The following is a 19,997-nucleotide window of genomic DNA, read 5'->3' on the forward strand; positions in this document are numbered from 1 at the left end:
CCCAGCAAAGGCCGCCCGCCGGTGTGACGGCCAGGGTTTCACTCTGGCTGCGTGCAACCGGTGATCCGTCATGCATTCGCGGTTAGCGTCGCCGCACACAATCCAGCGATCGGTCCACACTCGAGGATTTCCAGATGAATTCGTCCCCCGGCGCCCTGCACCGCCGTACCTTCCTGCGCGGCTCGGCCGTCGCCGCCCTGGCGATCTTCGGCGGCGGGGCGCTGGCCGCCTGCACCTCGGCGGTGAGCCGGCAGAAGGGCGGCGACGACAATGCGCGACCCGTGCGCGGCGGGACCCTGAAGTACGGCGTGCTGGTCGATCTCGTGCCCGCCAACCTGCTCACCAATACCGGCACCACGCCGTACGTGGTCGGCCTGGTCTTCGAGACCCTGGTGCGGTACCCGCACGACAAGCTCGAACCGCAGCCGCTGCTGGCCAAGAGCTGGACCGTCGCGCCCGACGGCAAATCCATCACCCTGGAACTGCGCGACGACGTGACATTCCACAGCGGCCGCCCCTTCACCTCCAAGGATGTGGAGTTCTCGCTGCGCACCTACGCCGACCCGAAATGGTCGGGCCAGCTCAAGAGCACCGCCGCCGCGGTGACCGGCATCGACGCCAGCGCCCCGCACCGGGTCACGCTCACCCTGGCACACCCGCTGAGCAATCTGTTCGACCTGCTCGACACCGTGCCCATCCTCGACAGCGAATCGATCGACCAGCTGGGCACCGGCGAGAAGATCGTCGGCACCGGGCCGTTCCGATTCGTTCAGCGAATCCCCAACCAGCAGTTGGTGTTCGAGAAGAACGCGAACTACTGGGTGCCGGACCGCCCCTACCTGGACCGGGTCGAGCTCACCATCATCTCCGACAACCAGGCGCAGCTGAACGCCCTCAAGACCGGGCAGATCCACCTCGCCGACGGCGTCACCTACCGCGACAACGAGAACCTGGCCAAGACCGACGGCTACCGCGTCTACACCTACGAGGGCGCCGAGATCGAGATCTACGTCGGCGCGAACGTCGCCGACCCGGTGCTGTCGGACGTGCGGCTGCGGCAGGCCATCGCCTTCGCCGTCGACCGGGAGCGCATCATCGCGGAGGTGTTCCGCGGCGCGGGCTACGCCGCGAACCTGCCGTGGCCCAAGAACTCGCCGGCCTTCGACGCCGCCCGCAACACCCGCTACTCGCGAGATGTGGCCAAGGCCAAGCAGATTCTGGCCCAGCTGCCCAAGCCGCCGAAGATCCCGCTCACCTACAACACGGCGGTGTCCGCGTACGAGGCCGCCGCGCAGATCGTCCAGGCCAACCTGGCCGAGATCGGCATCGAGGTGGAACTCGCGCCCACCGACAACGCCACCTTCGTCAAACAGCTGATCGGCGCGCAGTTCCCGGGCCTGTGGATCACCGACCACTCCTGGGCGCAGTTCGTGCCCTCCACACTGACCGTCAGCGCCTACCCGTTCAATGCCCGGAAGAACGCCTCCCACTTCGAATCGCCCGCCTACGTGGCGGCCGCCGACGCGGCCTGGCAGCTGCCGCAGAGCACCGGCCCGGACGCGGTCCGCGCCTACCAGGCGTTGAGCGATCAGCTGCTCGACAGCCTGTTCCTCATCGAGATCGGCGTCCGGTACGCGCAGGGCTCGGCGACCCGGAAGCTGCACGGCTTCAACTGGACCAAGCGCCGCGAACTCGCGTTGACCGAGGCGTTCCTGGCATGACCGCCTACCTGCTGCGCCGGGTCCCCTCCGCGCTGGCGGTGCTGTTCGGGGCCTCGGTGCTGATCTTCCTGCTGTTGCGGCTGGTGCCCGGCGACCCGGCGACCATCCTCGCCGGAGCCGACGCCACGCCGGAAACCGTCGCGGCCATCCGGCATCAGCTCGGACTGGACCGCTCCATCCCCGCCCAGTACCTGTCGTGGCTGCGCGGCGTGGTGACCGGCGACCTGGGCCGGTCGTACCTCATCGGCGGCCAGATCTCCGACCTCATCGGGCGGGGGTTGTCCAACACGCTCATCCTCGCGGGCGCGGCGCTCCTGCTCGCGGTCGTCGTGAGCCTGGCGGTGTCGGTCGCGTCGGTGCTGTGGGACCGCCGCTGGATCCATGCGATCGTGGCCGCCGCCAATACCGTCACCGTCGCCGTCCCGGTCTTCGTGACCGGCGTGCTGCTGGTGCTGGTCTTCGCCGTGACCATCCCCGTCCTGCCCTCGGGCGGCCTGCCGCCGGACGGCTTCCTCGCCCGGCCCGACATCGCCGTGCAGTACCTGCTGCTGCCCGCGGTGTGCCTGGCCCTGCCGGTGTCGGCGGCGCTGACCCGCTTCCTCACCGAGGCGCTGCGCACCGAACTCGCCAAGCCGTACGTCCTCACCGCCCGCGCCCTCGGCGTCCCACGTCGCCGCATCGTCACCCACGACGCCCTGCGCAACGCCCTGCCCGCCATGCTCACCACCCTCGGCATCCAGACCGGCAATCTCCTCGGTGGCGCGGTCCTGGTCGAGGCCGCCTTCGCGTGGCCCGGCATCGGCCGCCTCATCGAAGAGGGCATCAACCGCCGCGACTACCCGGTGGTGCAAGCCCTGCTGCTGTTCTCGGTCGCGGTGTTCGTGGGCCTCCAACTGCTCACCGACATCGCCCACGCGTACCTCGATCCCCGCATCCGCATCGGAGGCCGCGCATGAGCGAGTCCGCCGCAGCCCTCGACACGCTGCCCGCCGACCACACCGCCCAGCCGGCCGCGGAAGATCCGGTGCGTCGATCGGATCCGGGTCGCTCGCCGTGGCGCGCGCTCACCCGCGGTCAGGGTCTGGCCGGAGTGCTGCTCATCGCCGTCATCGTGGTCACGGCGCTGGCCGCCGGGCTGCTGACGACATACGGGCCGCTGGAGCAGATCCCGGGGGCCAATCTGCTCGGGCCGAGCGGGGAGCACTGGCTGGGAACCGATCACCTCAATCGGGATGTGTTCACCCGCCTGCTCTACGGCATCCGCGTCGACCTGTTGATCGCCTTCCTCGCGGTTCCGGCGGGCGCGGCCCTCGGCTCGGTCATCGGGCTGTCCGCCACGGTGAATCCGGTCGCGGATGTGCTGGCGCAGCGCGTGTTCGACCTGATCCTGGCGTTCCCGGCGCTCATCTTCGCGATCGCGCTGACCGCGGTCACCGGGCCGGGCGCGCACGCGGTCGCCATCGTGATCATCGCCGCCGAGGTCCCCATCTTCGGCCGGCAGATCCGCACCGCCGTGCTGGCCGTGCGCGAACAGCCCTTCGTCGAGGCCGCCACCGTGATCGGCGCGAGCACCGCCTGGACCCTGCGCAAACACGTGCTGCCCAATGTGATCGAACCGCTCGGGGTCCAGCTGGCGCTCTCTCTGTCGCTGGCCGTGTTCGTGGACAGCGCCATGAGTTTCATCGGCATCGGGGTGCGGCCGCCGAACCCGTCGCTGGGGTCCCTCATCGCCGAGTCCACCCGCAATCTGGACGCCAATCCCGCCATGGCGGTCGGGCCGCTGCTGGTGGTGTCGGCGCTGACGCTCGGATTCCTGTTGATCGCCCAGGCTCTGGGCCGCGCCCGGAGGGTGATATGACCGCCGAGACCTTGCTCGACATTCGTGACCTGGCAGTACGTTTCGGTGCGCGGGAGGTCGTGCGCGGCGTGGACGTCCAGGTGGCGCGCGGGGAGACCGTGGCGCTGGTGGGTGAATCCGGCTCCGGCAAATCGCTCACCGCGCGCGCCGTGCTCGGGCTGCTCCCCGCCGGCGCCACCGCCACCGGCTCGGTCCGGCTGGACGGGACCGAGATCGTCGGCGCCACCGAGGACGAGCTGCGGCCCCTGCGGGGCACCCGGGCCGCGATGGTGTTCCAGGAACCGCAGACCGCCCTGAACCCGGTGCGGCGCATCGGAAGCCAGATCGCCGAGGCTCTGCGCGCCCACCGGCCGATCGGCAAGGCGCAGGCCCGCGCCCGCGCCATCGAACTGCTCGGACTCGTCGACATCCCCGAGCCGGAGACGCGGGTCGACTGGTATCCGCACCAGCTCTCCGGCGGGCAGAAGCAGCGGGTCGTGATCGCGCTGGCCCTGTCCGGCGAACCGGACCTGCTCATCGCCGACGAGCCCACCACCGCGCTCGACGTCACCGTGCAGGCCGAGATCCTGCGCCTGTTGCGGGACCTGCAGCGGCGCAACGACACCGCGATCCTGTTCATCACCCACAACCTGGGCGTGGTGGCCGCCATCGCCGATCGGGTGGTGGTCATGCGGGCCGGGGAGGTGGTCGAAACACGGTCGGTCCGTGAGCTTTTCGCGAGCCCGCGGGCGCAGTACACACGGGAACTGCTGGCCGCCGTCCCGGTGCTGCCGCAGGACAGCGCGCCCCCGGCGCCCCCGGTGGCCGTGGTGACCGCGGAGCCCGAGCCGCAGACGCCCGCCGCGGCCGACCCCGAACCGGTACTGCGCGTCCGCGATCTCTCGGTCGTCTACCGCCGCCACGGCAAGCAGTTCCAGGCCCTGCGGGGCGTGTCGTTGACGCTGGCCCCGCGCGAGGTGATCGGCCTGGTCGGGGAATCCGGTTCGGGCAAGAGCACTCTCGGCCGCACCGCGCTCGGCCTGGTGCCCGCGACGGCGGGAGAGGTGGTGTTACAGGGAGTCCCGCTCACCGGGCTACCGGGCCGCGAACTGCGCGGGCTGCGCAAGAACGTCGCCCTCGTGCATCAGGACGTGACCGCCTCACTGGATCCGCGGCGGTCGGTGGAGGACGCGATCGGGGAGCCGCTGCGGGTGCACCGGGCGGCGTCGGGCGCGCTGCTCCGCGCCAAGGTCGGCGAACTGCTCGAATCGGTACGGCTGCCGCGTGAGTACGCGACACGCCGTCCCGGGGAACTGTCCGGGGGGCAACGCCAGCGTGTCGCGCTGGCCCGCGCCCTGGCCCTGGCCCCACGCCTGCTGGTGGCCGACGAACCCACCAGCGCCCTGGACGTCTCGGTGCAGGCGCGGGTGCTGGACCTGTTCGCGGACCTGCGCGCCGAGTACGGATTCGCCTGCTTGTTCATCAGTCACGACCTGGCCGTCGTGCATCAGGTGGCCGACCGGGTGGTGGTCCTGCGAGAAGGGCGTATCGTCGAATCGGGCCCGGTCGACGCCGTGTTCGGCAGTCCGCGCGAGGAGTACACGCGCCGCCTGCTCGACGCGGTGCCCGCCCCGGATCCGGTGCGTTCACGGGAAGCGAAAAACTCTTCCGCGGAACCGCCCTTGGCTTTGGGGGCTTGACGGTAGTTTGGAGATCGGACTCCCCGCCGTCCATCACCGATCCCGTGTCACGTATACCAACAGGATTATTCGGTGATACTGATTGGATTTGCGGCGCTGAGAGGTTCATATACCGATCTGTGTAAGTATCCGTCCTGAAGCGGATCTCGGTGGTGCCTCTATGGGGAGGCGAGGTGGGCCACCGGGATTCCGAGAAGGAGGGAACCAGTGGGCGCGAGAGCGGTATGCGGACAGGATTTTCGGGAACTCGAAGCACCCACGTTCGGAAACCTGCTGCGGCGGCTGCGTGACAATCGCGGTGTTTCCCGCGAACGGCTGGCATTCAACGCCGGCGTAAGCGCCAGCTACATAACGCATCTGGAGAAGGGCGACCGCGGAAACCCCACTCGCGAAGTGGTGACCGCGCTCACCCGCTATCTGGACCGGCTGGTCCCGCTCTCCAGCGAGGACCGTCGCCAGCTCGACGATCTGTCCGGCCTGGGATCGGACCAGGCTCCGTCCGCGGCGGAACTGCGCGCGGTCATCACCCCGGAGATGGTCCGCACTCTCGATCTGCACAGCCCGAATATGGCCGCGCTGCTCGACATCCGGTCCAACCTGCTGGCGTGCAATGCCGCCTGGCGCGACGCGTTCCCCGGACTGCTCCCGCACAGCAATATGCTGCGCTGGTTCTTCGGTCATGAGCTGGCCGCGAAAGTGATGGTCAACTGGGAGTCGGACGCCCGGCTGATCGCGGGCTGGATGCGCGCATTGATCGGCCGCTCCGGAAATACCGAGGGATTCACCGATCTGATCCGGGATCTCGGGGAATTCCCGAAATTCCGGCAGGCGTGGTCCGACGGCGGCGTCGAGTTCGCACCCCACGTCTTCACCCTGCACATGCGCAACCCGATCACCGGTGTGCGCCGCCGGATTCTCGCGCAGACCGGCCGCATCGACGGCGCGGCCTACCCGGGCCAGCTGTTGACCGTTCTCGGTCTCCCCGGCTGAGCCCGGTGGAATGGGGGACGCCGCTCTCAGCCTCGCAGCGGAATGAACTCGGCCAGGGCGCCGTCCTCGGCGTCGGCGGGAACGATCACCAGGCCGTCACGGTCCAGCAGATCGGCCAGATGGGCCGTGTGCAGCCGCAGATCGCCCTGGAAGCCGCCATCGGGCAGCGCCCGCGCCGGGACGATGCGGGCCACCGGAGCGGTCAGCTCGGCCGCGTTGGCCAGCGGGCCCAGCACCCGCCGCGCCGGTGTCGCACCGGTCATGCCCTCCACGATGGCGCCGATCAGCGCCAGCAGGGTGGAGATGGCCGCGAAGGGGTTGCCTGGCAGTCCCAGAACGACTGTGCCGGAAGGCAGTTGGGCAGCCACCGTGGAGCCGCCCGGCCGCAGCCGCAGCCGGCGCAACAGCACGGTGGACTCGGTGCGGTCCAGCGCGGAGCGCAGCTGGTCGGCCGCGCCGCCGCCGGTCGCGCCGACGATGACGAGCAGATCGCAGTCGGCCGCGGCCGCCAGCACCTCGTCGAAGGCGTTCGCGGTGTCGCGCAGGTGAACCCGGTCGATCGTGGTGACGCCGTACCAGGCCAGGATGTCGGGCAGCACCGGGCCGATGGCATCGCGGGTCTGGCCGGTGTGCAGCGGGCCGTCCCCGCGAATCTCGTCACCGGTCATCACGATTCGCGCCCGCACCGGGCCGCGGATCGACGCCGCGGCGACCTCGGCGCTGGCGGCCACCGAGATGAGGGCGGCGGTGACCGGGGTGCCCGCGGGCGCGACTTCCGCGCCGGGCAGCCAGTATTCGCCGCGGCGGCGCACGTCCTCGCGGATCGGCGTGTCCGGCAGCCGGTACAGGGTGCCGTCCTCGCCGATGTGCACGAACTCGTCGCGCACCACCGAACTGGTCCCGTCGGGCACGTGCGCGCCCGTCGCGATGCGGACCGCTTCGCCGTCCAGCAGGCCCACCGGCCGCTCACCGCCCGCGAACCCGATATCGCGGCGCAGCTGCCACGGCCCGTCGCCGCTGACGGCGTACCCGTCCATGGCCGACACGTCGAAACGCGGCAACGCGTCGGCGGCCAGCAGCGGGGCGGCCAGGGTCGCGCCGCGCGCCGAGCGCAGGGTGGCGCGGCGCGCCGACAGCGGGGAGATGCTCCCGCGCAGCACATCCCGCGCCTCGTCGAGCCACAGCGGCTCGGCCGTCCGGACCGCGCCGGTGCGCGCCCGGCGCACATCCTCGGGGGTGTCGCAGTCCTCGACGCCGGGCAGCGCGACCATGGCGGTGTCCACCGGCACCAGCGCCTTCATCGGCCGATTCACCAGGGAGTCCAGGGAATTCAGCGCCGCCTCCAAGGCGGCGCGGCGCCACACGCCGACCAGGTACTGCGGGCGGCCCGAGGCGTCGGCGGCGAATACCGCGTCGCTCCCGGATTCCCTTGCGTGGGACAGCAGTTCGCTCACCGCGGCCGCGGTGAGGAAGGGCATGTCGGCGGCCAGCACCACGATCAGCCCGGCGGGGAACTCACACCCGGCCAGTGCGCCCAGACCTGCGGCGATGGCGGCGACGGGGCCCGCCCCGGCCGGTATCTCCTGTGCCTGAAGGACTTCCGGCGGCAGTTCGGGCCGGTGCGGTCCGACCACCACCGTGCGCGCGCAGCCCGCGACCGCGGTGAGCGCCGCGTCGAGCATGGATTGCCCGCCCACGACCAGCGCGGGTTTGTCCACTCCGCCCATCCGGCTGGCCTTTCCTCCGGCCAGCACGATGGCGTCGACGGGTGTCACGATCCCGTTCCTGGGTGGGGGAGTGTCAGGGCCTCACTGCGCATGGTTGAAGATCGTAGTGGCACGCTGTTCAGGGGTCGCCGGGCACGCCGGAAACCTGCGCTTGCTAAGCAATTGCCGATAGTCGTTACGTTATGAGATGTGGCACGACACATAGTAGAAATGGTCTTGTTTTAACCTTCGGAACAATCGCATATGGCAGTATCCGAGTCGAGAACTGGCGGAGTATGCGGCGTTCGTCACAGTTCGCACCAGGCGTCACACCGGGTCCCACTGTCCGGAACCAGGAGGACTCAGAGCGATGAAGGTTGGTTTGCTGAGTGTTTGTGGAGAGGGAACGGCGTGGTGCTGGGCGTGAAACCGGATAGGGACTCGGACGATCTGAAGCCGCCGACTTTCGGATTGCTGCTGCGCCGCCTGCGTGATGCGCGGGGCGTGTCACGCGAAAGGCTCGCGTTCAACGCCGGTGTGAGCGCCAGCTACATCAGTCATTTGGAGAAGGGCGATCGCGGCCACCCCACCCGCGAAGTGGTGGATGCGCTGCTGCGATATCTGGACCGAATAACCCCGCTGTCCGCCGTCGAGCGCCGCCATCTGCTCGATCTGGCCGGACTCGGGGTGAGCGAATTCCCGTCCGTGGAGCAACTGCGCGCGGAAATCACCGACGACATGCGCCGCGCGCTCGATCTGCACGAGCCGAATCTGGCCGCCTACGTCGATACGCGCTGGAATGTGCTGGCGTGCAACGAAAGCTACGCGCGCGCATTCCCGGGGCTGGAGCGCGACACCAATATTCTGCGCTGGTTCCTGGGCAACGACGCGGCGCGCGAGGTGATGGTCGAGTGGGAGGAAGAGGTCCGGCTCACCGTGCACTGGTTGCGCGGGCTGATCGCGAGCTCTGGAGATACCGCCTGGTCGGTTGAATTCCTCGCAGAACTCGGACGTTTCGGACTTTTCCGGGAAATGTGGGACGAGGGCATCGCCGCCTACGGACGGCCCCGCGCCACCATGCGCCTGCGCGAGCGGCAGACCGCCCGGCGCTTCGATATCGCGGTCCAGCTGTTCAGCGTCTTCAACGCCGCCTACCCCAGCCAGATCCAGATCTTCCTCGGCATCCCGAGCTGGCACGAGGCCGGGATTTCCCCCGATGGGACCGCCTTCGACGAGGGCACCGGCCGGCCGTGACCGCCATGGGCACGGCCCGCGGGGCTCCTGCGCCGGCGACCGGCTACTGCGCGGCCTGAACCCCGCGCTCGGCCCGATTCTCGATCTGACCCCGCTTGGCGGGCCACGGCGCCGACAGCGCCCGCGCCAGCCGGCTCTCGCGCCGGGCGATGGACTGCTCGACCAGCCGAATCAGCAGGGGCGCAACGACTTCCGGATGGGTCCAGGCCGCACCGTGCCCCGCGCCGGGAATGGTCACCACGCCGTCGGCTCCGGACAGCCCGGCGGTGAGCGCCTCGGACTTCTGGGACGTGCTGTTGCCGTCGTGGCTCCCGCGCACCACGAGGGCGGGCGCGGTGATCTCCGATAGTCGGTGCAGCACCGAACGCCGCTCCATCAGGCAGCGGGCGGCGGGCATGATGGCCTGGCGGTCGGAGCTGTACCAGCGGCTGGTCCAGGCCCGCCACTGCCGCGGATCGGTGCCGCCGATGAGCTGCGGGGCCAATTCGGCCACCAGCGGGGCCATCGGCTCCTCTCCGGTCCAGCGTTCGAAGAATTCGCGGTAGTAGGCCAATTCGGCCGGCGTGCACGCGGTCGCCTCGGTATCGATCAGGGCGAGCCCCTGAACGCGTTCGGGCGCGAGCAATGCCATGCGCAATGCGGAGTAGCCGCCCTGACTCATTCCGCCGATGACCGCGCGCTCGATTCCGAGATCATCGAGCACCGCCAATCCGTCGGCCGCGAGATCCCAATAGCTGAACGGTTCGCCATCGGGTGTCTGTGTCCGTCCGTGGCAACGCGCGTCGACCGTTACGAGATTGATACCGGCGGCTGCCAGGGATTCGCGCATCGGCTCGAACATCGACTCGTCCATGAAGAAACCGTGGGCGAGCAGAAGCGTGGGGCCGCTGACCTGGCTGATGTTGTAATGCACTGTTGCTGAACCTGATCGCACATAAGGCATGGTCAGACCATAAACGGCGGAACACGCCACTCCCTATATGTTTGCCCGCGTGGTGCCAGGCACCCTGCGGTGCGGTTCCCGGCGGGTACCCACACTGGCCAGTGTCAGTACTGCTAGGGGTTTGCCCCAGATTGCCCCAAAACTGGACAACAAGATCACGGGCACATTTAAATCAGCGCATGGCGCTTTTGGGACAAGCGCAATTTCAAGGGAGGAAACAAATGTTCGACGTCACCACGGCCCGGCGGAACGACTTCCGGATCGACCGCGGCGCGGGATTGCGGGAGTCGCTCGAAGGCCTGTTGCTCCATGACGGGGTCGGCCTCGATGCCCGTATGCGCCACGCGATCGCCGCGGTCGTTCACCTCGCGGTGGACGCCCCGTTGGGCGTTCCGGAAGACGCCGAGGAATTCCTGGGCCGGCTGGATGCCTCGTGGTTGTTCGCCGCGTGGAATGACAGCGATCAGGAACTCTCTCTTCTGAATACCCTCGCGGGCGGCGAGGTTCCGGCATTGAGCTGGTGCGAACTCATGTTCACCACCGCGCTCGCGCCGTGGTCGGGCGCTCCGGCGGCCGTGCACGCCCGTCGCATCTTCGTCAATGGTGAGCAGGCGCGGTTGGCTGCGGTCAGTGGTGACTGCGGCATGGGTCGGTAAAAACCATACCGTGCGTTTTTCTTTCTGAAACTTGTATTGAAGGGATGAGGATAGTGAAGCTGCTTTTCACCAATTTCGACGCCATGTTCGAATCTCTCGCCCGCCGTGACGGAGCCGACTCCGAATCCTGGCACCAGCAGGCCCTGTGCACCCAGACCGACCCCGAGGCCTTTTTCCCCGACAAGGGCGGCTCCACCCGCGAGGCGAAGCGCATTTGCTCCTCGTGCGACGTGCGCAAGGAATGCCTCGACTACGCGCTCTCCCATGATCAGCGTTTCGGCATCTGGGGCGGACTCTCGCCGCGCGAACGCCGCCGCTTCGAGCGCGGCGCGGCCTGATGGCCGTTCCGGCCCGGCAATTTCGTCGATCCGGCCGGAGTTTTTCGAAGATTTTCGTTAGTAAGGGACAGAATTCCTCCGTGGCTCGGGGCCGGTAGCCGGTTCATTCCTCGAACCGGAACCGGGCCCGCCGCAGGTCCACGCGATCCCCGGCCAGCGGGCAGCCCTCGGCGGCCAGCTGGGCCAACTGCCGATGCGCCAAATGTGGTGCGGGCGTACCGTTTGCGCGCAGCACCCGATGCCAGGGCAGATCCGCGGCGTCGGTGCGCATGATCCAGCCCACCGTGCGCGGTGTGGACAAGCCCGCCGCGGCCGCGATATCGCCGTAGGTGGCGACCCGGCCGGGCGGAATCGCCGCCACCAATTCCCGCACTCGCTCGATTTCGGCTTCGCTGGTGGGCATTTCACGCCTTCCGTGAGATCAGAGCAGTGTGCGGATCAGCTCCGCGGTTCGTGCGGGGCGCGCCTGCGACACCATGTGGTCGCAGTCGAACTCGTGGACGGTGAGCCGATCACCCAGATGCGCGGACAACGCCGCCCGGAAGTCCGGGGACACCAGCGGCGGATCCACCTTCATCGCCTGCACCATGACCGTCGGCAGCTCCCGCGGCGGCAGCACGAAGTCGCGCGCGATCTCACCCCAGTAGGCGATGATCGCGGGCAGCGTCATCCGCCAGCCCACCCGGCCGTGCGCGGTCGGCACCAGATGCTCGGCCAGCTCGGCGTCCAGCACCGCGGGGTCGACCTCGCCCCACGCGGTCTCCAGCTTGTCGAAACGGGCCTGCTCGACACTCTCGTAATCCGGCGACGCCAGCATGGACGTCGCGATGCTCAGCATGCGCTCGGCGTCGAGACCGATGGCCGGATCCAGCAGCACCAGACCGCGCACCAGATCCGGGCGGCGGTGCGCCAGATGCACCGCGACGGCCGCGCCGAACGAATGCCCGAGCGCCACCACCGGTTCGCCGGTGCCGAGTTCCGGCAGCGCGGCGAGATCATCCACGATCGCCTCGAAATCCCACGGCGGCACGCCGGGCGACCTCCCGTGCCCGCGCAGATCCGGTGCGATGATCCGGACGTCGGGGAGATGTTCGTCGGCCAGGGCCTGCCAGCGCTTGCCATGGCCCGTCAACCCGTGCAATGCCAGCACGACCGGACCGGTCGGGGGACCGAAACGATGAGTATGAAGCTCCACCACACGCCCATTCTGCTGCCTGCCCGCGCCGCGGGAAATCGCGGACCACGCTCGCCCCGGTCGATCATGAACGCCTCATGGAATGTGACAGGCAGCACGGACAACTCATGGCAAACGAAAACTGTCGGGCCGGTCTGTTGAAATAGCCGACGTGATGCGATCGGATAGCTCGGTGCAATTGGTGCGCCGAGCCGAGGCGGAGACACTCCCCCGGGAGTGGGACCCCGCCCTCCGGCCGCTCTTCCATGAGCTCGGCGCCGACCCCGGCTGGCGACCCTGGCACGTGCTCGGCGGGCCCGGCACCGGGAAGACCACACTGCTGGCCGAGGTGGCCGCCGCCCGCATCCTGGCCGGGGCCGCGCCGGAATCGGTGCTGGTCCTCACCTACACCAAGCGGGCCGCCACCGCCGTGCGCGCGGCCATCACCGCCCGCGTCGCCGCGGCCGCCGCCGATCCGGCCGGGTTCGATTCCGCCGCGTTCGATCCGGACGTGGCCGGCGTGCCCGGCGCGACCCGGGGGCCGTTGGTGCGGACCGTCCACTCCTACGCCTTCGGCCTGCTGCGCACCTTCGCGGCCGCTCACGGCAATCCACCGCCGCGCCTGCTCACCGGGTCCGAGCAGGACATCGTGATCCGCGAACTGCTGCGCGGCGACCTCGCCGACGGCGCCGCCGGATGGCCCGAACGCCTGCATCCGGCGCTCACCGCCGCGGGGTTCGCTGAACAATTGCGGGACCTCATGTTGCGGGCCACCGAACGCGGTCTGGGACCCGAGGATCTGATCGAACTCGGACGCGAACATCGGCACCCGGAATGGGTCGCCGCCGGTTATTTCGCCGAACGCTACGAGCAGATCATGATGCTGCGCTGGTCGGTCGGCATGGACGTGCCCGAGGCCAGCGCGCCCGCCCTCGATGCCGCCGAACTCGTCACCGCCGCCCTCGACGCCTTCCACACCGACCCGGAACTCCTTGCCGCCGAACGGGATCGGCTGCACTGTGTCCTCGTCGACGACGCCCAGCACCTCGATCCCCATGCCGCTCAACTGATCCGTCGGCTGGGTTCGGGCAATGCCGCCACCCTCATCGCCGCCGATCCCGATCAGGCCGTCTACGCCTTCCGTGGCGCCGACCCCCGCTTCGCCGCCGACCCCGGCGCCCCCGCGGACCGCCGCATCGTCCTCCGCCGGAACCATCGCTCGGCCACCGCTGTCCAGGAAGTAGCCGACCGCATCGCGTCCCGCCTCCCCGGCTCCGCGACCCATCGCACCCCGCCGGGTTCCGGGAACGCTGCGCCCGAATTGTCCGAAACGTACTGGGGTGCGCCGCAACTCGAGGGCGAGGTGCGGGTGCAGGTGCTCACCACACCCGCCAAGGAAGCGGCGCTGATCGCCGACCATCTGCGTCGCGCGCACCTCACCCACGGCGTGCCCTGGTCTCGCATGGCCGTGATCGTCCGCTCGGTACCGCTGTCGCTGGCCCCGCTGCGCCGGGCGCTGCTGGCCGCCGGGGTGCCGGTGCGGCAGCCGCCCGCCGACGTCCCGCTCGCCCGGCGGCGCGGCGCGGCCTGGATGTTGTTGGCGCTGCGCGCGATCACCGCCGGTGACCCGACCGCGGTCCGCCACCCGCGGCCCATCGCGTTCACCGCGGACGACGCGCTCGACCTGCTGGCCGGACCCCTGGGCGGAGCCGACCAGATCAGCCTGCGCCGACTGCGGCGCGGCATCCGGCGCACGGTGATGGAGCTCGGCTATCCGCAGCGTGACGACGCGGACGACGCGGTCATCGCGCCGGGCGACGCGGTGGAACCTGTTGTGGTGGAGTCCGATTCGAGCTTCGACGGAGACGCCGATCGTTTCGCCGACCTGGACCGCTCGTCGGCGGAGATCCTCCGGGATCTGCTGGTGGGCACCGGGAACCGCGTCGTGCTCGAGAAGCTCACCACCGTGGAGGCCGCACCCCTGCGGCGCGTGCTGAAGGCGCTGGGCCGGGCACGGAAGCTGCGCCGCGAAGGAGCCGGGCTCGAAGACGTGATGTGGGGCGTGTGGACCGCCTCCACCCTGGAACGGCGCTGGGTGGGCCAGTCCGAGCGCGGCGGCGCGGGCGGCATGCAGGCCGATCGCGATCTCGACGCGGTGGTCGGGCTGTTCGAGGCCGCCGCGGCCTACGTGGACCGGCTGCCGCGCGCCACCGTCGAGGGCTTCGTGGAATACCTGGAGCAGCAGGTGATCCCGCAGGACAACGCGCCGATCACCGACCCGGGCGAGGCGGTGACCATCTGCAGCGCGCACGCGGCCACGGGCCAGGAATGGGACACCGTGGCGGTCGCCGCCGTCCAGGAGGGGATCTGGCCCGACCTGCGGCTGCGCGGCACCCTGCTGGGCGTCGAGGAACTGGTGGACCTGCTCGCGGGCGTGGGCGGCTCGGGGGAGAAGGTGAGCCGGTCCGCGCCGCTGCTGGCCGAGGAGCGGCGGCTGCTGCTGGTCGCGTGCAGCCGGGCCCGGCGGTCGCTGCTGGTCACGGCGGTCGAATCGGTCACGGGCGACCAGGATCTGGTGCCGTCACGCTTCCTCGGCGAGCTGGACGCCGACGCCGCCGACGGGCGACCGGGCAAGATTCCACCGGCCGTAGACCCGGGCCGCGCCCTGGCCGTGCACGCCCTGATCGCGGAATTGCGCACCGCCGCTTGCGATCCCGAGTCGGCTCCGGAACGCCGCGCCCGCGCCGCCCGGCAGCTGGCACGGCTGGCCCAGGCGGGCGTGCGGGGCGCGCACCCCGACGACTGGTACGGCACCGCCGAACTCTCCTCGGTGAATCCTTTGTGGGACAGCGAATCCGGGATGATCTCCCTGTCCCCGTCCACGGTCGACCAGCTCGAGACGTGCCCGCTGCGCTGGGCGCTGGAACGCCACGGCGGCAGCGACGCCGAGAACCCGCACGCCCTCAAGGGCAATCTGGTGCACACCCTGGTGCAGGCGCTGGCCGGGCAGGTCAGCGAAATCCAGGTGAAGCAGGCCCTGGTGAAGGCGTGGAAGAAGGTCGACCCGACCGCCCGCGACGGCGAGAACTGGCATTCCCGGGCGGAATTGCGCCGCACCGAGACCATGGTCGACACCTTCCTGGCCTGGCTGCGCAATACCCGCGACGAACTCACCGCTATCGGGGTCGAGGTCCCGGTGGACTGCGTGCTGCCCGCCCGCGGCCCCGGCGAGGTGCCGGTGCGGATCACCGGCCGGGTGGACCGGGTGGAGCGAGATGCCTTGGGCCGCTTCGTGATCGTGGACGTCAAGACCGGTAAGACGCCCATCTCCAAACAGGCCGCCGAGGAGCACGCGCAGCTGGCCACCTACCAGGTCGCCGCCGCGGAGGGCGCGCTCGGCGAGGGTGAACCCGGCGGCGCGCGCCTGGTCTACGTCGCCAAACCCAGTGCCAAGGAAGGCGCCACCCAGCGCACCCAGCCGCCGCTGGACGCCGCGGGCGTCGACAGCTGGCGCGATATCGTGCACCACGCCGCCGACGCCTCGAAAGGCCCCAGCTACCTGGCCATGCGCAATGACGGCTGCCGCCACTGCAAGGTGGCGGGCAGCTGCCCCGTGCAGGACCGCGGCCGCCAGGTGACCGACGAGTGACCACCGCATCGAACGGCGATCCCGTGGCAGGCGACGGCCGGGCCGCCGGAGGCCGCGTCACCCCGCGCCAACTGGCCGACGCGCTCGGCCTGCCGCCGCCCACCGACGAACAGGCCGCCGTCATCGCCGCCCCGCCCGGACCCACCCTGGTGGTGGCGGGCGCGGGCGCCGGCAAGACCGAGACCATGGCCGCCCGCGTGGTGTGGATGGTGGCCAACGGCCTGGTCGAACCCGATCAGGTGCTGGGCCTGACCTTCACCCGCAAAGCCGCCCAGCAGCTCACCACCCGCATCCGCACCCGCCTGGCCCGGCTCGCGGGCGCGCCCGTCGTGCGCGACCTCGACCCCGCCGGGCACCTGCGCGCCCAGCTCGCCGCCGCCGAACCGGAAATCAGCACCTACCACTCCTACGCGGGTCGACTGCTCACCGAATACGGCCTGCTGCTGCCGGTGGAACCCACCGCCACCCTGCTCACCCAGACCCAGCTGTGGCAGCTCGCCTACCGCGTGGTCTCCACCTGGGACGGTGACCTGGACACCGACCGCAGCCCCGTCGGCGTCACCGAAGCCGTCCTCGCCCTGACCGGGCAGCTGGCCGAGCACCTCGTCCATCCCCGCGAATTGGCCACGGCCCACCTGGAATTGGAGCGCCTGGTCCACACCCTCCCCGCCGGACCGCGCCAGAAGGGCGGACCCAAACGCGCCCTCACCGACATCGTCGAAGCCCAGCAGGAGCGAGTCGCCCTGCTCCCGCTGGTGGATCGCCTCGCCGAGGAACTCCGCCGCCGCGGGGCCCTCGACTTCGGGGCCCAGATGTCGCTGTCCGCCCGCCTCGCCGCCACCCACCCGGAAGTCGGTGTGGCGGAACGGGACCGCTTCCGCCTCGTGCTGCTCGACGAGTATCAGGACACCGGGCATTCCCAGCGCATCCTGCTCTCGGCGCTGTTCGGAGCGACCGCCGATGCACCGGCTGTGACTTCGGAATCAGGTGCACCGCAGCACGATTCGAGAAGTGGTATCGAACGCGATGCCGGAGCGGGTCGTGAGCCGGCGCGACCGGCGACCGGGGTGGATGATCCCCGCGCCCAGTCCGAACCGGCCGAGCCGAGTGTGGTCAGGCCGCATCGTCAGCGGCTGGCGGTGACCGCCGTGGGTGATCCCATGCAGTCCATCTACGGTTGGCGTGGCGCGTCGGCCGCCAATCTGCCGCGATTCACCACCGACTTCCCCAGTGCGCCAGGGGTTCCCGCGCCCGTGCTGCCGCTGCTCACCAGCTGGCGCAATCCGCCCGAAGCGCTGGATCTGGCCAACCTGGTGTCGGACCCGCTGCGCGAGCGGGCCGCGCGCGGCGGGGGAGTGACGGTCGACGCGCTGCGGCCCCGGCCCGACGCCACCGACGGCCTGGTGGCGCTCGCGCTGGCGGAAACCATTGCGATGGAACGGGAATGGGTGTCCGAACGGATCGCCGCCGAATGGGCCGAGGCCGCCGAGGCCGAGAACCCGCCGCCGACCTCCGCGGTGCTGGTGCGGCGCAATGCCGATGCCGCGCCGCTCGCCGAGGCGCTGCGGGAGCGCGGGCTGCCGGTGGAGATCGTCGGCCTGGGCGGGCTGCTGCACACGCCGGAGGTCGCCGATATCGTCGCCACCCTGCGCCTGATCGCCGACCCGGCCGCCGGCAGCGCCGCGGTGCGCATCCTCACCGGCGCGCGCTGGCGCATCGGCGTCTCCGATATCGCAGCCCTGTCCCGCCGCGCGCGCGAGCTGTCCATCCGCCGGCCGGCCGGGCAGACCGACGCCATCACCGACACCGCCACCCTGGACGAGGCGCTGCGCGAGGTCGCCCCCGAACCCGCCGAGAAGGCGGGCCTCGGCGACGCCATCGCGGATCCCGGTGAGGCGGAACAGTATTCGCCGCAGGGTTTCGCCCGCATCGTGGCGCTGGGCCGCGAGCTGGGCGCGCTGCGCGAACGCTCCGGGCAGCCGCTGGCCGAACTGGTCGCCGATGTCGAGCGCACCATCGGCGTCGGCGTGGAGACCCAGGCCCGCCGCACCCACGCCGCCGCCGGACGCGAACACCTCGACGCCTTCGCGGAGGTGGTGGCCGGTTATACCGCCGACCACCGGTCCTCCCTGACCGGGCTGCTCGACTTCCTCGCCGCCGCCGAGGAGGTCGAGAACGGTTTGGAGCCGGGCGAAGTCGAGGTCGCCCACGACCGGGTCCAGGTCCTCACCGTGCACGCCGCCAAGGGCCTGGAATGGGAGGTGGTCGCGGTCCCGCACGTGGTGGACGGCACCTTCCCCTCCGGCACCAGCACCGCCACCTGGATGGGCGCGCTCGCCGAACTCCCCACCTCGCTGCGCGGCGACCGCGCCCAGGAGGACGCCACCGACGGCGTGCCCGTCCTGGACCTGGCCGACCTCTACGACCGCGCCGACCTCGAACGCGCCCTCGACGAACACAAGAAGGCCCTCGCCGCCCGCCGCCTCGACGAGGAACGCCGCCTGTTCTACGTGGCCCTCACCCGCACCGAACGCGCCCTGTTCGTCTCCGCCCACCACTGGGCCGAGACCGGCTCGAAACCCAAGGGCCCCTCCGGTTTCCTGCTCGAACTGAAGAACGAGACCGAGACGCCGGGCTCGTCGCTGTCCGGCGGCGTGCAGATCGACCGCTGGGACGACCCGCCGCTGCCCGGCACCCCCAACCCCTTCACCGACAACCCGCAGACCGCGACCTGGCCCCGCGACCCGCTCGGCGCCCGCCGCGAATTCGTGGAGGAGGGCGCGGCCCTGGTCAAGGCCGCCCTCGACGTACTGCGCGACGAATCCCGGCCCGAACAGATCGAACTCGACTTCGGTCCCGGATTCGGCGACCCGGCAAGCGATCCCGAGACCACCGACGGCGCGCCGGACGACTCCGCGGACGAGGACCCCGAGGGCTGGGCCGAGGACGTCGACGCCCTCATCGCCGAGCACCGCGCCGCCGAACAAGCCACCCGCGAGATCGAACTCCCCGGCCAGCTCGCCGCCACCGCCCTGGTCGACCTGCGCGCCGATCCCGCGAAACTCGCTGCGCGCCTGCGCCGTCCGCTGCCCTACCCGCCCAGCCCCTACACCCGCCGCGGCACCGCCTTCCATGCCTGGCTGCAACGCTGGTTCGCGGGCGCCCGCCTGCTCGGCTTCGAAACCCTGCCCGGCGCGGCCGACACCGGCGACACCGACGCCGACCTGATGCGCCTCCAGGAAGCCTTCCTCGCCTCCCCGTGGGCCGACCGCAATGCCGTGGAAGTCGAGATCTCCTTCGAGACCACCATCGCCGGCACCGTGATCCGCGGCCGTATGGACGCCGTCTTCCGCCGGCCCGACGGGGCCTGGGTGATCGTGGACTGGAAGACCGGCGCGGAACCCCGGCGCGGCGAAGAGGATTCGGTCGCCGTGCAGCTGGCCGTCTACCGGCTGGCCTGGGCCCGGCTGGAAGCCGCGCGCAGCGGCCGCCCCGAAGCCGAGGTGCTGGCCGAGACCTTCGCCGCCTTCCACTACGTCCGCTCCGGCCGCACCATCGCGCCAGCGCACCTGCCCGGCCCGGCCGAACTCGCCGCCATCATCACCACCGCGGCTCCCCGCCGCGCGCCGCAAGCACCGCCCCTGCCGGACGAACCCCCGCTGCCGGACGAACCGGACTACGACGACCCCGGGCCCACCGAACCCGTCGAGGTCGAATTGCTGCGCCCCCGGCCCACTTCGACGCGCCCCGGAACTCCGGAACGCCCCGAGCCCGCGGCGCGCCCGGGAGTCTCCGCGGTCGAGGACGCCGCCGCGCCGCCGCCGGGCTCAGAAGCGCCACTCGGCTCGGATGCGCCGCCGGATATCGAGCCGCCCGCCGACCCGGACACCGGTTCCCGGTCCGGCACACTCCGGGATCCCCTGCCCGACTTCGACTTCCCGCAGTCCGACTTCGATCTCCCACCGGATTTCGAGCCGCCACCGGACCCGGAGTACCTGCCGCCGGACCTCCAGGGATGAGTCCCAGGTC

Annotated in this window: 14 protein-coding genes; 10 read left to right on the forward strand and 4 right to left on the reverse strand. The window is 70.6% G+C overall.

All coding sequences use genetic code 11. The features are described 5' to 3' along the window. Window positions 1–134 precede the first annotated feature (134 nt). From ACWEOI_RS21060 to ACWEOI_RS21080, 5 genes are all read left to right on the forward strand, one after another. Window positions 135–1,721 (forward strand): ABC transporter substrate-binding protein, encoded by a 1,587-nt coding sequence (locus ACWEOI_RS21060; RefSeq protein ID WP_452360677.1) that lies wholly within the window; start codon window positions 135–137, stop codon window positions 1,719–1,721. Beyond that, complete coding sequence (locus ACWEOI_RS21065; protein WP_433667760.1) at window positions 1,718–2,677, forward strand: ABC transporter permease subunit; 960 nt, start codon at window positions 1,718–1,720, stop codon at window positions 2,675–2,677. The genes ACWEOI_RS21060 and ACWEOI_RS21065 overlap by 4 nt, the downstream gene beginning before the upstream one ends. Then, entirely contained in the window at window positions 2,674–3,579 is a 906-nt protein-coding gene (locus ACWEOI_RS21070) for an ABC transporter permease (protein WP_452360678.1), read from the forward strand. The genes ACWEOI_RS21065 and ACWEOI_RS21070 overlap by 4 nt, the downstream gene beginning before the upstream one ends. Next, window positions 3,576–5,258 carry a dipeptide ABC transporter ATP-binding protein gene (locus tag ACWEOI_RS21075; RefSeq protein WP_452360679.1) on the forward strand — a complete coding sequence of 561 codons (1,683 nt, stop codon included), beginning with the start codon at window positions 3,576–3,578 and terminating at the stop codon, window positions 5,256–5,258. Before ACWEOI_RS21070 ends, ACWEOI_RS21075 begins: the two co-directional genes overlap by 4 nt. 207 nt (window positions 5,259–5,465) lie before the next feature. Continuing rightward, window positions 5,466–6,248: a helix-turn-helix domain-containing protein gene (locus ACWEOI_RS21080; protein ID WP_452360680.1), complete on the forward strand. Its 783-nt coding sequence runs from the start codon at window positions 5,466–5,468 to the stop codon at window positions 6,246–6,248. A 26-nt stretch (window positions 6,249–6,274) separates the two neighbouring features. Here the strand turns inward: ACWEOI_RS21080 and ACWEOI_RS21085 are convergent, their stop codons facing one another. Next, a complete protein-coding gene (locus tag ACWEOI_RS21085) occupies window positions 6,275–8,023 on the reverse strand; it encodes an NTP transferase domain-containing protein (RefSeq protein WP_452360681.1) in 1,749 nt (582 codons plus the stop codon). 342 nt (window positions 8,024–8,365) lie between these two features. Between ACWEOI_RS21085 and ACWEOI_RS21090 the strand changes: the two genes are divergently transcribed. After that, entirely contained in the window at window positions 8,366–9,208 is an 843-nt protein-coding gene (locus tag ACWEOI_RS21090) for an MmyB family transcriptional regulator (RefSeq protein WP_452360682.1), read from the forward strand. A gap of 43 nt (window positions 9,209–9,251) precedes the next feature. On the opposite strand, the gene ACWEOI_RS21095 is transcribed toward ACWEOI_RS21090, so the two are convergent. Then, on the reverse strand, window positions 9,252–10,121 hold the full coding sequence (locus ACWEOI_RS21095) for an alpha/beta fold hydrolase (protein WP_452360683.1): 870 nt from the start codon (window positions 10,119–10,121) through the stop codon (window positions 9,252–9,254). A 251-nt stretch (window positions 10,122–10,372) separates the two neighbouring features. On the opposite strand from ACWEOI_RS21095, the gene ACWEOI_RS21100 reads away from it, so the two are divergent. Both ACWEOI_RS21100 and ACWEOI_RS21105 read left to right on the forward strand, forming a co-directional pair. Next, on the forward strand, window positions 10,373–10,807 hold the full coding sequence (locus ACWEOI_RS21100; protein ID WP_433667746.1) for a hypothetical protein: 435 nt from the start codon (window positions 10,373–10,375) through the stop codon (window positions 10,805–10,807). A gap of 44 nt (window positions 10,808–10,851) precedes the next feature. Beyond that, a complete protein-coding gene (locus ACWEOI_RS21105) occupies window positions 10,852–11,145 on the forward strand; it encodes a WhiB family transcriptional regulator (protein WP_379275954.1) in 294 nt (97 codons plus the stop codon). A gap of 103 nt (window positions 11,146–11,248) precedes the next feature. Here the strand turns inward: ACWEOI_RS21105 and ACWEOI_RS21110 are convergent, their stop codons facing one another. Together ACWEOI_RS21110 and ACWEOI_RS21115 are read right to left on the reverse strand one after the other, a co-directional pair. Next, on the reverse strand, window positions 11,249–11,548 hold the full coding sequence (locus ACWEOI_RS21110; protein ID WP_452360684.1) for an MGMT family protein: 300 nt from the start codon (window positions 11,546–11,548) through the stop codon (window positions 11,249–11,251). An 18-nt stretch (window positions 11,549–11,566) separates the two neighbouring features. Further along, complete coding sequence (locus ACWEOI_RS21115) at window positions 11,567–12,343, reverse strand: alpha/beta fold hydrolase (RefSeq protein WP_433667742.1); 777 nt, start codon at window positions 12,341–12,343, stop codon at window positions 11,567–11,569. A 151-nt stretch (window positions 12,344–12,494) separates the two neighbouring features. Between ACWEOI_RS21115 and ACWEOI_RS21120 the strand changes: the two genes are divergently transcribed. Continuing rightward, complete coding sequence (locus ACWEOI_RS21120; protein WP_452361057.1) at window positions 12,495–15,968, forward strand: ATP-dependent helicase; 3,474 nt, start codon at window positions 12,495–12,497, stop codon at window positions 15,966–15,968. A 23-nt stretch (window positions 15,969–15,991) separates the two neighbouring features. Then, complete coding sequence (locus ACWEOI_RS21125; RefSeq protein WP_452361058.1) at window positions 15,992–19,987, forward strand: UvrD-helicase domain-containing protein; 3,996 nt, start codon at window positions 15,992–15,994, stop codon at window positions 19,985–19,987. Window positions 19,988–19,997: the final 10 nt, after the last annotated feature.

The sequence above is a fragment of the Nocardia sp. NPDC004340 genome (genome assembly GCF_053602575.1).